Consider the following 12,449-nt stretch of genomic DNA (forward strand, 5'->3'; position numbering starts at 1 on the left):
CGGTGCCTCAGTTGTGGCTGTGCAGGATGTCGTTCAGTCCGCCCCAGACCGCGTTGTTCGGGCGGGCCTCGACGGCACCGGTGACCGAGTTGCGGCGGAAGAGGATGTGGGAGGCGCCGGAGAGCTCGCGGGCCTTCACGACCTGGCCGTCGGGCATGGTGACCCGGGTGCCGGCGGTGACGTACAGACCGGCCTCGACGACGCACTCGTCGCCCAGCGCGATGCCGACGCCCGCCTCGGCGCCGACGAGGCAGCGCTCGCCGATCGAGATGACGACGTTGCCGCCGCCGGAGAGGGTGCCCATGGTGGAGGCGCCGCCGCCGATGTCGGAGCCGTTGCCGACGACGACACCGGCGGAGATGCGGCCCTCGACCATGGAGGTGCCGAGGGTGCCGGCGTTGAAGTTGACGAAGCCCTCGTGCATGACGGTGGTGCCGGCGGCGAGGTGGGCGCCGAGGCGGACGCGGTCGGCATCGGCGACGCGGACGCCGGCGGGCACGACGTAGTCGGTCATGCGCGGGAACTTGTCGATCGAGGTGACCGAAAGGTGCAGGCCCTCGGCGCGGGCGTTGAGCCGCACCTTCTCGATGTCGTCGACGGCGACCGGGCCGAGCGAGGTCCAGGCGACGTTGGCGAGCAGGCCGAAGAGGCCGTCCAGGCTCTGGCCGTGCGGCTTGACCAGGCGGTGGCTGAGCAGGTGGAGGCGCAGGTAGGCGTCGTGGGCGTCGAGCGGCTTCTCGTCGAGCGAGGAGATGACGGTGCGGACGGCGACCACCTCGACGCCCCGGCGGGCGTCCACGCCGAGGGCCTTGGCGGCGCCCTCGCCGAGGGCGTCGACGGCCTCGTCGGGCGAGAGCCGCTCGGTGCCGGCGGGACCGGCTGCGTCGGTCAGCCGGGGGGCGGGGAACCAGGTGTCGAGAACGGTGCCGTCGCCGGCGAGGGTGGCGAGGCCGGCGGCGACGGCGCCGGTGGTGCGAGGAGCAGTGGTCATGACGGAAAACCTAACGGGCGGCCCCCTGCCCGGGCCAACCGGTCTCAGGTGTCGGTCGGGTCCGTCGGCGGTTCCGACGAGGTCCCGGCCCGCCGGTTCGGGTCTTCGTTCAGGATCCGGGCCAGCATCTCCCGGGCGTGCTCCTCGTCGTACGCGGCCCCGGTGAGCAGCACCTGGAGGCTGATGCCGTCCATGAGGGCGACCAGGGCGCGGGCCGTGGCGGTTCCGGTGCGCGGGGCGAGGGCGGCGACGGCCTCGTCGGTCCATTCCGCGGCGACGGGACGCAGGGCGGGGCGGCGCAGGGCGGCGAGGTAGAGCTCGTACTCCAGTTCCACGCCGGGGGGTTCGGCGCCCAGCCACTCGCGCATGAGCGCGGCGAGGCCGGCGGCCAGGTCGGGCGCGTCGATCTCGGGGCCCTGCCGCAGCCGCGTCCCGAAGGTGTCGTCGACCCGGCGCAGTGCCGCGACGAGGAGTTCGTCGAGGGAGGCGAAGTGGTACGTGGTGGAGCCGAGCGGCACGTCGGCCTCGACGGCCACCGTGCGGTGGCTGAGGCCGCCGATCCCGGCGCGTCCGACGACGGCGAGGGCGGCGTCGACGATCCGTTCGCGCCGTCCGGGGTCGTGCCTCCGGGCCCGTGCCATCAGTGCGCGCCGCCGAGGTTGAGCACGGCGACCCCGGCGATGATGAGGACGATCCCGGCGATCTTGGCGGCGTCGAGGCCCTCGTCGAGGAAGAGGAAGCCGATGACGGCGACGGCGGCGGTGCCGACCCCGGCCCAGATGGCGTAGGCGGTGCCGACCTGGAGCGTCCTGAGCGCCCGGGCGAGGAGCGCGAAGGCGAGGAGGTAGCCCGCGCCGGTGACGACGGAGGGCCAGAGCCGGGTGAAGCCCTCGCTGTACTTCATCGAGGTGGTGGCGAGTACCTCCGCCGCGATGGCGCCCGCAAGGAGTCCGTAGCCCATATGTACGACCGTACACAGGGCGGCGTACGGGTGTACATGTCAGCCACCGATACGGTGTCCCGCATGACTTCTCCCGCAGGCCCGCCGGGCCCGCCCTACGGCTACGGCTACCCGCCGCCGCCCCCGCCGCCGAAGCCCGGCGTGATACCCCTGGCCCCGCTCGGTTTCGGCACGATCCTGAGCGGTGCCTTCGCGACCTTCGGCCGCCACTGGAAGCAGCTGCTCGGCGTGGTGGGGGTGGTCTACGGTGTCATGCTCCTGATCCTCGGTGGAGCGCTCGGCATCGCGTACGCGGCCGTCGGCGACCTCTTCCCCGCGGTGTTCGACCCGGCGGCGGGCCAGGAGCCGCGGTGGGAGGACGTCCGGCCGCTGCTCGTCGCCTTCGTCTGCGTCTGGCTCGTCGCCGTGATCACGATCGCCTTCGCCAACGCCGTGGTCGCGGCCGCCTGCCCCGCCGTGGTCCAGGAGGCGGTCCTCGGCCGGCCCACCGCCTTCGGCGCGATCTGGCGGCGGGCCTGGTCGCGGACGCCGGCCGTCATCGGCACGGTGCTGCTGACCTCTCTGGCGCTGCTGCTCCCGGCCGCGCTCTTCCTGGTCGGCTTCGTCGCCCTGACCGTGGCGCTGCTCTCGATCCAGACCGGCCCGCTGATCGCGCCCTTCCTGGCGTTCCTCGGCGCGATGGTCACCCTTCCGCTCGCGCTCTGGATCTGGGTGAAGTTCAGCCTGGCCCCGTCGGCGGCGGTGATGGAGGGCCAGGGCGCCTTCGCCTCGATGCGCCGCTCCTCGTCCCTGGTCCGGGGCTCCTGGTGGCGCGTCTTCGGCTGCCTGCTCGCCGTCGGCGCGATGGCGGCCGTGGCGAGCTGGGCGATCCAGCAGGTCGTCTCGCTGCTGCTCTCGGCGCCGCTGGCGACCATGGACTTCTCGAGCGACGACCCCGCGAGCCTCACGGCCTCCTTCATGGTCCTCTTCGGCTTCCTCGCCGTGGGCCAGCTGATCAGCCAGGGGATCGTCTCCGTCTTCCCGCCCCTGGTCGCCGCCCTGCTCTACGTGGACCAGCGCATCCGCAAGGAGAACCTGGCCCCGGAACTGGCCCGTGCGGCGGGCACGATCCCGTAACGCCCACAACGGAGGAACGGCCGCACCCCAGGGGGTGCGGCCGTTCTCACCGGGTGACTCAGACGTTGAAGCCGAGCGCGCGCAGCTGCTCGCGGCCGTCGTCCGTGATCTTGTCCGGACCCCACGGGGGCATCCAGACCCAGTTGATCTTCAGCTCGTTGACGATGCCGTCCGTGGCGGACTTCGCCTGGTCCTCGATCACATCGGTCAGCGGGCAGGCCGCCGACGTCAGGGTCATGTCCAGCGTCGCGACGTTCGAGTCGTCGATGTGGATGCCGTAGATCAGGCCCAGGTTGACGACGTCGATGCCCAGCTCGGGGTCGACGACGTCGTACAGCGCCTCACGGACCTCTTCCTCGGAGGCCGGCTTCATCGTGGCCTCGGCGTTCTCGGTCATGCCGACTTCCTCTCCGCCTCACCCAGCGCCTGGGCGGTCGCGTCCTTCCACGCCATCCAGCTGAGCAGCGCGCACTTCACACGGGCCGGGTACTTGGAGACCCCGGCGAACGCGACCGCGTCCTCCAGGACCTCCTCCATCGCCTCGTCCGGCTCGATCTGGCCCTTGGACTGCATCAGCTCCAGGAAGGTGCCCTGGATCCTCTGCGCCTCGGCCAGCTCCTTGCCGACGAGCAGCTCGTTGAGGACGGAGGCCGAGGCCTGGCTGATGGAGCAGCCCTGGCCCTCGTACGACACGTCCTCGATGCGCGAGCCGTCGTACTTCACGCGGAGCGTGATCTCGTCGCCGCACGTCGGGTTGACGTGGTGCACCTCGGCGTCGCCGTCCCGAAGACCGCGCCCGTGCGGGTGCTTGTAGTGGTCCAGGATGACGTCCTGGTACATCGAATCCAGCTTCACGACCGACCCCTACCCGAAGAAGTTCCGTACGTGCTCCAGACCCGCGACCAGGGCGTCGACCTCGGCCGGGGTGGAGTACAGATAGAACGACGCCCGCGTGGTCGCAGGAATTCCGTACCGCAGGCAGACCGGCCGCGCGCAGTGGTGGCCGACCCGGACCGCGATGCCCTCCTCGTCGAGGACCTGGCCCACGTCGTGCGGGTGGATGTCGCCCAGCGTGAAGGAGATCGCCGCGCCGCGGTCCTCGGCCGTGGTGGGGCCGATGATCCGCAGGTCCGGCACCTCCTGGAGGCGCCGGACGGCGTACTCGGTGATCGCGTGCTCGTGGCGCGCGATGTTCTCCATGCCGATCGCCGACAGGTAGTCCACGGCCGCGCCGAGGCCGACGGCCTGGGCGATCGGGGGCGTGCCCGCCTCGAACTTGTGCGGTGCCGGCGCGTACGTCGAGGAGTGCATCGAGACGGTCTCGATCATCTCGCCGCCGCCGAGGAAGGGCGGGAGGTCCTCCAGGAGCTCCTGCCGTCCCCACAGCACGCCGATGCCGGTCGGGCCGCACATCTTGTGGCCGGTGAAGGCCACGAAGTCGGCCTGGAGCGCCTGCACGTCCAGGACCATGTGCGGGGCCGCCTGGGAGGCGTCGATGCAGACGAGCGCACCGACCTCCTGGGCGCGGCGGATGATCGTCTCCACCGGGTTGAACGTGCCCAGCAGGTTCGAGACCAGCGTGAACGAGACGATCTTGGTCTTCTCGGTGATGACCTCCTCGATGTTCGAGAGGTCGAGACGGCCGTCGTCGGTGAGGCCGAACCACTTCAGCTTCGCGCCCGTGCGCTGCGAGAGCAGCTGCCACGGCACGATGTTGGAGTGGTGCTCCATCTCCGTGATGGCGATCTCGGTCTCGTGGTCCACGCGGTAGGGCTCGTCGGCCCAGCCCAGCATGTTGGCCACGAGGTTGAGCGACTCGGAGGCGTTCTTGGTGAAGATCACCTCGTCGCGGCTCGGCGCGTTGATGAAGGCCGCGACCTTGTCACGGGCGCCTTCGTACAGCGCCGTCGCCTCCTCGGCGACCGTGTAGACGCCGCGGTGGACGTTGGCGTTGTGACGCTCGTAGTACTGGTTGAGCGCGTCGAGGACCTGCCGCGGCTTCTGCGAGGTCGCCGCGGAGTCGAGGTACACGATCTTCTTGCCGTCGTGGACCACGCGATCCAGGAGCGGGAAGTCCTTGCGGATCGCCTCGGTGTCGAGGAGGCCGGTCAGCCCCTGATGGGCGGAAGTCACGCGGATGCGCCACCCTTCACGTACTTGTCGTAGCCCTCGTTCTCCAGGACGTCGGCGAGCTCGGCGCCGCCGGACTCGGCGATGCGGCCGTTCGCGAAGACGTGCACGAAGTCGGGCTTGATGTAGCGCAGGATGCGCGTGTAGTGGGTGATCAGCAGGGTGCCGACCTCACCGGTCTCGCGGACGCGGTTGACGCCCTCGGAGACGATGCGCAGGGCGTCGACGTCGAGGCCCGAGTCGGTCTCGTCGAGGATCGCGATCTTCGGCTTGAGGAGCTCCAGCTGGAGGATCTCGTGGCGCTTCTTCTCACCGCCGGAGAAGCCCTCGTTGACGTTGCGCTCGGCGAAGGCCGGGTCCATCTGGAGCTGCTCCATGGCGGACTTGACCTCCTTCACCCAGGTGCGCAGCTTGGGCGCCTCGCCACGGACGGCGGTGGCGGAGGTGCGCAGGAAGTTGGAGACCGAGACGCCGGGGACCTCGACCGGGTACTGCATGGCGAGGAAGACGCCGGCACGGGCGCGCTCGTCGACCGACATCTCCAGGACGTCCTCGCCGTCGAGGGTGACGGTGCCGCCGGTGACCGTGTACTTCGGGTGCCCCGCGAGGGAGTACGCCAGGGTCGACTTGCCGGAGCCGTTGGGGCCCATGACGGCGTGGGTCTCGCCCTGCTTGATGGTCAGGTCGACGCCCTTGAGGATCTCGCGGGGGCCGTTCTCCGCCTCGACGGAGACGTGCAGGTCGTGGATTTCAAGCGTAGCCATGGGTGACTCAGGACTCCTGGGTGACGGAGACGAGCACATCGTCCCCTTCGATCTTTACGGGGTATACGGGGACGGGGCGCGTCGCGGGCAGGCCGGAGGGCTTGCCCGTGCGCAGGTCGAAGCTGGAGCCGTGCAGCCAGCACTCGATCGCGCAGTCCTCGACCTCGCCCTCCGAGAGGGAGACGTTCGCGTGCGAGCAGATGTCGTTGATCGCGTACACCTCGCCCTCGGTGTGCACGACCGACACCGGCGTGCCGTCGACCTCGACCCGCTTCGGGGTGTCGGCCTCCAGCTCGCTCAGCGCGCAGACTCGGACGAAGGCCATCAGACGGAGGCCTCCAGCTCGGCCTCGATCTTGGCGAGGAGTCGCTCCTGGACGTCCGGCAGACCGATCTGCTGGACGAGCTCCGCGAAGAAGCCGCGGACGACGAGGCGGCGGGCCTCGGCCTCCGGGATGCCGCGGGCCATCAGGTAGAAGAGCTGCTCGTCGTCGAAGCGGCCGGTGGCCGAGGCGTGACCGGCGCCGGCGATCTCGCCGGTCTCGATCTCCAGGTTCGGCACGGAGTCGACCCGGGCGCCGTCCGTGAGGACCAGGTTCCGGTTGAGCTCGTACGTGTCGGTGCCCTCGGCGGCGGCCTGGATGAGCACGTCGCCGATCCAGACGGCGTGCGCGTCCTGGCCCTGCAGCGCGCCCTTGTAGGCCACGTTGGACTTGCAGTGCGGGGTGTTGTGGTCGACCAGGAGGCGGTGCTCCTGGTGCTGGCCGGCGTCGGTGAAGTACAGGCCGAAGAGCTCGGCCTCGCCGCCGGGGGCCGCGTACCGCACGCGCGGGTGGATGCGGACGACGTCGCCGCCGAAGGTGACGACGACCGACTTGAAGGAGGCGTCGCGGCCGACCAGGGCGTTGTGCTGGGCGACGTGGACGGCGCTCTCGTCCCAGTCCTGGACGGAGACGACGGTCAGCTTGGCGCCGTCGCCGAGGACGTAGTCCACGTTGGCGGCGAGCACCGCGTCGCCGGTGTGGTCGAGGACCACGACGGCCTCGGCGAAGGCGCCGAGCTCGATCACCTGGTGGCCGAAGGCGACGCCGCCCTGGCCGTGCACGGAGATGCGGATCGGCTCGGTGAGCACCACCTCCTTGGCGACGGTGACGACCGAGGCCTTCTCGAAGGAGGAGTACGCCTGGGCGGCGACGCGGTCGACGGGCGTGCCGGCCTTGCCGAGGCGCTCGTCGTCGCGGCCGACGGTCTCCACGGTGACGCCCTCGGGGGCCTCGATCTCGACCTTGACGCCCTCGCCGGAGACGACGGCGGTTCCGTCGTGGAGGCCGCGCAGGCGCGCCAGCGGGGTGAACCGCCACTCCTCCTCGCGGCCGTGCGGGACGGGGAAGTCCGCGACGTCGAAGGACGGGGGCGCGCTCATGCGCGTGGCGACGGTGGACTCGGCGGCCACCGCGATCGAGCCGGCGGTGGTGGATCCCGCCGGGATGTTCTGAGCCTCAGCCATGGCTGTCGTGTTGCTCTCTTCCTACGTAAGAACCGGGGGTGTGGACGGCGGGGCGGCGTCAGCCGACCGCACCCTCCATCTGCAGCTCGATCAGCCGGTTGAGCTCCAGGGCGTACTCCATGGGGAGCTCCTTGGCGATGGGCTCGACGAAGCCGCGGACGATCATCGCCATGGCCTCGAACTCGGTGAGGCCGCGGCTCATCAGGTAGAAGAGCTGGTCCTCGGAGACCTTGGAGACGGTGGCCTCGTGGCCCATGGAGACGTCGTCCTCGCGCACGTCCACGTAGGGGTACGTGTCGGAGCGGGAGATCGTGTCGACGAGCAGCGCGTCGCAGAGCACGTTGGACTTGGCGCCCGGGGCACCCTCGCCGATCTCGATGAGACCGCGGTAGGAGGTGCGGCCGCCGCCTCGCGCCACCGACTTGGAGACGATGTTGGAGGAGGTGTTCGGGGCCATGTGGACCATCTTGGCGCCGGCGTCCTGGTGCTGGCCCTCGCCCGCGAAGGCGATGGACAGGGTCTCGCCCTTGGCGTGCTCGCCCATCAGGTAGACGGCCGGGTACTTCATGGTGACCTTGGAGCCGATGTTGCCGTCGACCCACTCCATGGTGGCGCCCTCGTAGGCGACGGCGCGCTTGGTCACCAGGTTGTAGACGTTGTTCGACCAGTTCTGGATGGTCGTGTAGCGGCAGCGGCCGCCCTTCTTCACGATGATCTCGACGACGGCGCTGTGCAGCGAGTCGGAGGAGTAGATCGGGGCGGTGCAGCCCTCGACGTAGTGGACGTAGGCGTCCTCGTCGACGACGATCAGCGTCCGCTCGAACTGGCCCATGTTCTCCGTGTTGATGCGGAAGTAGGCCTGGAGCGGGATCTCGACGTGCACACCCTTCGGCACGTAGATGAACGAGCCGCCGGACCAGACGGCCGTGTTCAGGGAGGCGAACTTGTTGTCGCCGACCGGGATGACGGTGCCGAAGTACTCCTTGAAGAGCTCCTCGTGCTCCTTCAGCGCGGTGTCGGTGTCGACGAAGACGACGCCCTGCTCCTCCAGGTCCTCGCGGATCTGGTGGTAGACGACCTCGGACTCGTACTGGGCGGCGACACCCGCGACGAGGCGCTGCTTCTCCGCCTCAGGGATGCCGAGCTTGTCGTACGTGTTCTTGATGTCCTCGGGCAGTTCCTCCCAGGAAGCGGCCTGCTTCTCGGTGGAACGCACGAAGTACTTGATGTTGTCGAAGTCGATGCCGGAGAGGTCGGAGCCCCAGGTCGGCATGGGCTTCTTGTCGAAGAGCCGCAGACCCTTGAGACGCAGCTTGAGCATCCACTCGGGCTCGTTCTTCTTCGCGGAGATGTCGCGGACGACGTCCTCGTTGAGACCGCGCTTGGCGGCGGCACCGGCCGCGTCGGAGTCGGCCCAGCCGTACTCGTACCGACCCAGGCCCTCGAGCTCGGGGTGGCTGATCTCGGTGGTCATGCGGGGTTCCTCCCGGCCGTGCTTGCGGATGCTGATTCGGTGGTCTGTGGGGTGCCGTGCGGGATGAACGTGGTGCAGACGCCGTCACCATGCGCGATGGTGGCCAGACGCTGGACGTGCGTTCCCAGGAGGCGGGAGAAGAATTCCGTCTCCGCCTCGCACAGCTGTGGGTACTGCTCGGCGACGTGGGCGACCGGGCAGTGGTGCTGGCAGAGCTGCTCGCCGACCGGCGCGTTCCGCGCAGTGGCAGCGTACCCGTCCGCCGTGAGGGCCTTGGCCAGTGCCTCGGTCCGCTGCGCGGGCTCGGCGGCCTCGACGGCCTCGCGGTACGCCCCGGCCTGGGCCTCGATCCGGTCGCGGGCGAAGGCGGCGACGGCCGCCTCTCCGCCGGCGTTGCGCTCGATCCAGCGGAGCGCCTCGACGGCGAGGGAGTCGTACGACTGGTCGAAGGCGTCCCGGCCGCAGTCGGTGAGCGCGAAGACCTTCGCGGGGCGGCCGCGGGTGCGGGTCCCGTAGACGCGCTTCTCGCGGGCCTCGACGACGTTCTCGGCGACCAGCGAGTCGAGGTGGCGGCGTACGGCCGCCTGGGTGAGGCGGAGCCGGCCGGCCAGATCGGCGACGGTCGAGGGCCCGTGGTCCAGGATCGACCGCGCGACCCGGTTGCGCGTGGAACGCTCTCGGGTCGCGAGTTCCTCCACCGGAGCCGCGCCGACGTTTTTCACAACGCCATTGTTGCGTAATTAATCGAGGAGTGACAAGCGACGCCCGAACCGGCGACGGTGCGGTACGTCACTCAGGTTAGGCTTACCTGACCTGGGGAAACGATCATTGGTGGGATGAATCCCCGGCCGCCCGACCAGGCCCTCCGGCCCCGTTCCGGGCTCCCGGCCGCGCCACCGTCCGGCCCCGCGAGCGCACCAGGCGCGCGAAGAAATCCGCGTCGCGGACCGCTGCGCCACCCGGGTCGTTGTTGAAGAACGCGAACACGTCCGCGTCCTCCGGCCAGGCCGTCGCGACCCGGTCCGCCCAGCCCCCCAGCGCCTGTCGGCCGTAGCGGGGCCAGGGCCGGGCCCGGCCCTCGTGGAAGCGCACGTACCCCCAGTCCGCCGTCCGCCACAGCGGCGTCACCGGCCGCGAGCCCCGGTCCGCCCAGCACAGGGCGGCCCCGTGGTCCCGCAGGACCCCGGCGATCCCCTCCGTCCACCACGAGTCGTGCCGCGGCTCCACCGCCACCCGGACCCCGGCCGGGAAGCACGCGAGCACCGCGTCCAGCAGACGCGCGTCCGCGCGCAGCGTCGGCGGCAGCTGGAGCAAGACGGGGCCGAGCCGGGCCCCCAGCGCCTCGGCCCGTCCCATGAGCCGCTCCACCGGCTCCTCGGGGTCCTTCAGGCGCTTGACGTGGGTGAGGAAGCGGCTCGCCTTCACCGCCATGACGAAGCCCTCGGGCGTCCGCTCCCGCCACGCCGCGAAGGTCTGCCGCTCGGGCAGCCGGTAGAAGGCGTTGTTGTTCTCCACGGTCGCGAACGAGCGCGCGTACTCCTCCAGCCAGAGCCGCTGCGGCAGGCCCTCGCGATAGAGCACGCCCCGCCAGTCGCGGTACTGCCATCCGGACGTGCCGATGTACACGGGCATGTGCCGCTCCTTCCCCGTACGGGACGGCTCACCCGGGGCGGTTCGGGGCGGGGGCGCCCCGGTCCGGGCCGCGGCCGGAATCCGGGGGCGCGGCCCGCGCGCGTCCGCCGGGTCCTTAGACTTCCGGACATGTCATACGAGTCCGTCGTCCAGGTCCGCGGCCTGGTCAAGCGGTACGGAAGCAAGACCGCCGTCGACGGCCTCGACCTCGACGTCCGCGCGGGCACCGTCACCGCCGTCCTCGGCCCCAACGGGGCCGGCAAGACCACCACGGTCGAGACCTGCGAGGGCTACCGCAGACCCGACGGCGGCACCGTCCGCGTCCTGGGCCTCGACCCCGTCGCCGACGCCGCCGCCCTGCGCCCCAGGATCGGCGTGATGCTCCAGTCCGGAGGCGTCTACTCCGGCGCCCGTGCCGACGAGATGCTCCGCCACACGGCGAAGCTCCACGCCCACCCGCTGGACGTCGACGCCCTGATCGAGCGCCTCGGCCTCGGCTCCTGCGGCCGTACGACCTACCGGCGGCTCTCCGGCGGCCAGCAGCAGCGCCTCGCGCTCGCCATGGCCGTCGTCGGCCGCCCCGAGCTCGTCTTCCTCGACGAGCCCACCGCCGGACTCGACCCGCAGGCCCGCCGCGCCACCTGGGAGCTGGTCCGCGAGCTCCGCGCCGACGGCGTGACCGTGGTCCTCACCACCCACTTCATGCAGGAGGCCGAGGAGCTCGCCGACGACGTCGCCATCGTCGACGCCGGCCGGGTCGCCGCCCAGGGCAGCCCCGAGGACCTGTGCCGCGGCGGCGCCGAGAACACCCTGCGCTTCAGCGGCCGCCCCGGCCTCGACCTCGGCTCCCTGCTCAAGGCGCTCCCGGACGGCTCGGCCGCCGCGGAGACGCTGCCCGGCACGTACCGGATCACCGGCGCCGTCGATCCCCAGCTGCTCGCCACCGTCACCACCTGGTGCGCCCAGCACGGGGTCATGCCCGACCGCATCTCGGTCGAGCGCCACACCCTCGAAGACGTCTTCCTGGAACTGACCGGCAAGGAGCTGCGGTCGTGAGCACTGGTACGTACGCACCGAAGCCGGGGGCCGCCCCCGTCGGGCGGATGATCGCCGCGCAGGCCGCCCTGGAGACCAGGATGCTGCTGCGCAACGGCGAGCAGCTCCTCCTCACGGTGATCATCCCGTCCCTCCTCCTGGTGCTGTTCTCCACCGTCGACGTCGTCGACACCAGCGGCACCGGCGCCGACGAGGCCGTCGACTTCCTCGCCCCCGGCGTCCTCGCGCTCGCCGTGCTGTCCACCGCCTTCACCGGCCAGGCCATCGCGACCGGCTTCGAGCGGCGGTACGGGGTGCTCAAGCGGCTCGGTGCCTCACCGCTCCCCCGCTGGGCGCTCATGACCGCCAAGACGCTCTCCGTCCTGGTCACCGAGGTCCTCCAGGTCGCGCTCCTGACGGCGATCGCCCTGGCGCTCGGCTGGTCCCCGCAGGGCGCCGCGACGTTCACGGGCGTCCTGTCCGTCCTGCTGCTCCTGGTCCTCGGCACGGCCGCCTTCTCCGGACTGGGCCTGCTGATGGCCGGCACCCTGAAGGCCGAGGCCACCCTCGCCGCCGCGAACCTGGTCTTCCTGCTGCTCCTGGTGGGCGGCGGGGTCCTCGTCCCGCTGGAGAGGTTCGGCGCGGCGGGCGACGCGCTCGCGCTGCTCCCGATCTCCGCGCTCTCGGACGGGCTGCGCGACGTCCTCCAGAACGGGGCGTCGATGCCGTGGGGCGACGCGCTGGTCCTGGCCGTCTGGGCGGTCCTGGGCCTCGGGGCGGCGGCGAGGTTCTTCCGCTGGGAGTAACCGTAAGGTTCCGTTCCGCCACATACGCCCCCCT

The 12,449-nt window shown here is 71.0% G+C and carries 15 protein-coding genes; 3 read left to right on the top strand and 12 right to left on the bottom strand.

All coding sequences use genetic code 11. The annotated features are described in order from the left end of the window. Positions 1-7: 7 nt before the first annotated feature. From dapD to ACZ66Z_RS27735, 3 genes are read right to left on the bottom strand one after another with little or no spacing between them, the layout of a single operon-like run. Positions 8-991, bottom strand: coding sequence for a 2,3,4,5-tetrahydropyridine-2,6-dicarboxylate N-succinyltransferase (dapD, locus tag ACZ66Z_RS27725; protein WP_469938080.1), 984 nt, complete (start codon positions 989-991; stop codon positions 8-10). A 44-nt stretch (positions 992-1,035) separates the two neighbouring features. Continuing rightward, the gene (locus ACZ66Z_RS27730) at positions 1,036-1,632 is read right to left on the bottom strand and encodes a TetR/AcrR family transcriptional regulator (protein ID WP_469938081.1); all 597 of its coding nucleotides are present in this window, start codon (positions 1,630-1,632) and stop codon (positions 1,036-1,038) included. Then, a complete protein-coding gene (locus tag ACZ66Z_RS27735; protein WP_469938082.1) occupies positions 1,632-1,952 on the bottom strand; it encodes a DMT family transporter in 321 nt (106 codons plus the stop codon). The genes ACZ66Z_RS27730 and ACZ66Z_RS27735 overlap by 1 nt, the downstream gene beginning before the upstream one ends. Before the next feature lie 63 nt (positions 1,953-2,015). On the opposite strand from ACZ66Z_RS27735, the gene ACZ66Z_RS27740 reads away from it, so the two are divergent. After that, entirely contained in the window at positions 2,016-3,068 is a 1,053-nt protein-coding gene (locus tag ACZ66Z_RS27740) for a DUF7847 domain-containing protein (RefSeq protein ID WP_469938083.1), read from the top strand. Between the two features lie 58 nt (positions 3,069-3,126). Here the strand turns inward: ACZ66Z_RS27740 and ACZ66Z_RS27745 are convergent, their stop codons facing one another. The 9 genes from ACZ66Z_RS27745 to ACZ66Z_RS27785 all read right to left on the bottom strand — a co-directional run bounded on the left by ACZ66Z_RS27745 (position 3,127) and on the right by ACZ66Z_RS27785 (position 10,574). Next, positions 3,127-3,465, bottom strand: a complete 339-nt coding sequence (locus tag ACZ66Z_RS27745) for a metal-sulfur cluster assembly factor (protein WP_017238620.1) — start codon at positions 3,463-3,465, stop codon at positions 3,127-3,129. Continuing rightward, a complete protein-coding gene (sufU, locus tag ACZ66Z_RS27750) occupies positions 3,462-3,923 on the bottom strand; it encodes a Fe-S cluster assembly sulfur transfer protein SufU (RefSeq protein WP_469938084.1) in 462 nt (153 codons plus the stop codon). The genes ACZ66Z_RS27745 and sufU overlap by 4 nt, the downstream gene beginning before the upstream one ends. A gap of 9 nt (positions 3,924-3,932) precedes the next feature. After that, complete coding sequence (locus tag ACZ66Z_RS27755; RefSeq protein ID WP_469938085.1) at positions 3,933-5,201, bottom strand: cysteine desulfurase; 1,269 nt, start codon at positions 5,199-5,201, stop codon at positions 3,933-3,935. After that, the gene (gene sufC, locus ACZ66Z_RS27760) at positions 5,198-5,962 is read right to left on the bottom strand and encodes a Fe-S cluster assembly ATPase SufC (RefSeq protein ID WP_030692513.1); all 765 of its coding nucleotides are present in this window, start codon (positions 5,960-5,962) and stop codon (positions 5,198-5,200) included. Before sufC ends, ACZ66Z_RS27755 begins: the two co-directional genes overlap by 4 nt. Positions 5,963-5,969: 7 nt before the next feature. Further along, positions 5,970-6,287, bottom strand: a complete 318-nt coding sequence (locus tag ACZ66Z_RS27765) for a bifunctional 3-phenylpropionate/cinnamic acid dioxygenase ferredoxin subunit (RefSeq protein WP_030692512.1) — start codon at positions 6,285-6,287, stop codon at positions 5,970-5,972. Beyond that, positions 6,287-7,468: a Fe-S cluster assembly protein SufD gene (gene sufD, locus ACZ66Z_RS27770; protein ID WP_469938086.1), complete on the bottom strand. Its 1,182-nt coding sequence runs from the start codon at positions 7,466-7,468 to the stop codon at positions 6,287-6,289. Before sufD ends, ACZ66Z_RS27765 begins: the two co-directional genes overlap by 1 nt. 58 nt (positions 7,469-7,526) lie before the next feature. Then, entirely contained in the window at positions 7,527-8,942 is a 1,416-nt protein-coding gene (sufB, locus tag ACZ66Z_RS27775) for a Fe-S cluster assembly protein SufB (protein WP_469938087.1), read from the bottom strand. Next, positions 8,939-9,664, bottom strand: a complete 726-nt coding sequence (locus tag ACZ66Z_RS27780) for a helix-turn-helix transcriptional regulator (protein WP_469938088.1) — start codon at positions 9,662-9,664, stop codon at positions 8,939-8,941. Before ACZ66Z_RS27780 ends, sufB begins: the two co-directional genes overlap by 4 nt. Positions 9,665-9,767: 103 nt before the next feature. After that, positions 9,768-10,574 (bottom strand): DUF72 domain-containing protein, encoded by an 807-nt coding sequence (locus ACZ66Z_RS27785; RefSeq protein WP_469938089.1) that lies wholly within the window; start codon positions 10,572-10,574, stop codon positions 9,768-9,770. A 129-nt stretch (positions 10,575-10,703) separates the two neighbouring features. Here ACZ66Z_RS27785 and ACZ66Z_RS27790 point away from each other — a divergent pair, with 129 nt between their 5' ends. Further along, positions 10,704-11,630, top strand: coding sequence for an ABC transporter ATP-binding protein (locus ACZ66Z_RS27790; protein ID WP_469938090.1), 927 nt, complete (start codon positions 10,704-10,706; stop codon positions 11,628-11,630). Beyond that, positions 11,627-12,415: an ABC transporter permease gene (locus ACZ66Z_RS27795; RefSeq protein ID WP_469938091.1), complete on the top strand. Its 789-nt coding sequence runs from the start codon at positions 11,627-11,629 to the stop codon at positions 12,413-12,415. The genes ACZ66Z_RS27790 and ACZ66Z_RS27795 overlap by 4 nt, the downstream gene beginning before the upstream one ends. The last annotated feature ends 34 nt before the right edge of the window (positions 12,416-12,449 follow it).

The sequence above is a fragment of the Streptomyces sp. NPDC107498 genome (genome assembly GCF_055582805.1).

Coding starts and splice junctions, on each gene's coding strand:
- sufC (WP_030692513.1), bottom strand. CDS start 5,962: ATGGCTACGCTTGAAATCCACGACCTGCACGTCTCCGTCGAGGCGGAG.
- ACZ66Z_RS27790 (WP_469938090.1), top strand. CDS start 10,704: ATGTCATACGAGTCCGTCGTCCAGGTCCGCGGCCTGGTCAAGCGGTAC.
- ACZ66Z_RS27730 (WP_469938081.1), bottom strand. CDS start 1,632: ATGGCACGGGCCCGGAGGCACGACCCCGGACGGCGCGAACGGATCGTC.
- ACZ66Z_RS27765 (WP_030692512.1), bottom strand. CDS start 6,287: ATGGCCTTCGTCCGAGTCTGCGCGCTGAGCGAGCTGGAGGCCGACACC.
- sufD (WP_469938086.1), bottom strand. CDS start 7,468: ATGGCTGAGGCTCAGAACATCCCGGCGGGATCCACCACCGCCGGCTCG.
- ACZ66Z_RS27785 (WP_469938089.1), bottom strand. CDS start 10,574: ATGCCCGTGTACATCGGCACGTCCGGATGGCAGTACCGCGACTGGCGG.
- ACZ66Z_RS27735 (WP_469938082.1), bottom strand. CDS start 1,952: ATGGGCTACGGACTCCTTGCGGGCGCCATCGCGGCGGAGGTACTCGCC.
- ACZ66Z_RS27740 (WP_469938083.1), top strand. CDS start 2,016: ATGACTTCTCCCGCAGGCCCGCCGGGCCCGCCCTACGGCTACGGCTAC.
- dapD (WP_469938080.1), bottom strand. CDS start 991: ATGACCACTGCTCCTCGCACCACCGGCGCCGTCGCCGCCGGCCTCGCC.
- sufB (WP_469938087.1), bottom strand. CDS start 8,942: ATGACCACCGAGATCAGCCACCCCGAGCTCGAGGGCCTGGGTCGGTAC.
- ACZ66Z_RS27745 (WP_017238620.1), bottom strand. CDS start 3,465: ATGACCGAGAACGCCGAGGCCACGATGAAGCCGGCCTCCGAGGAAGAG.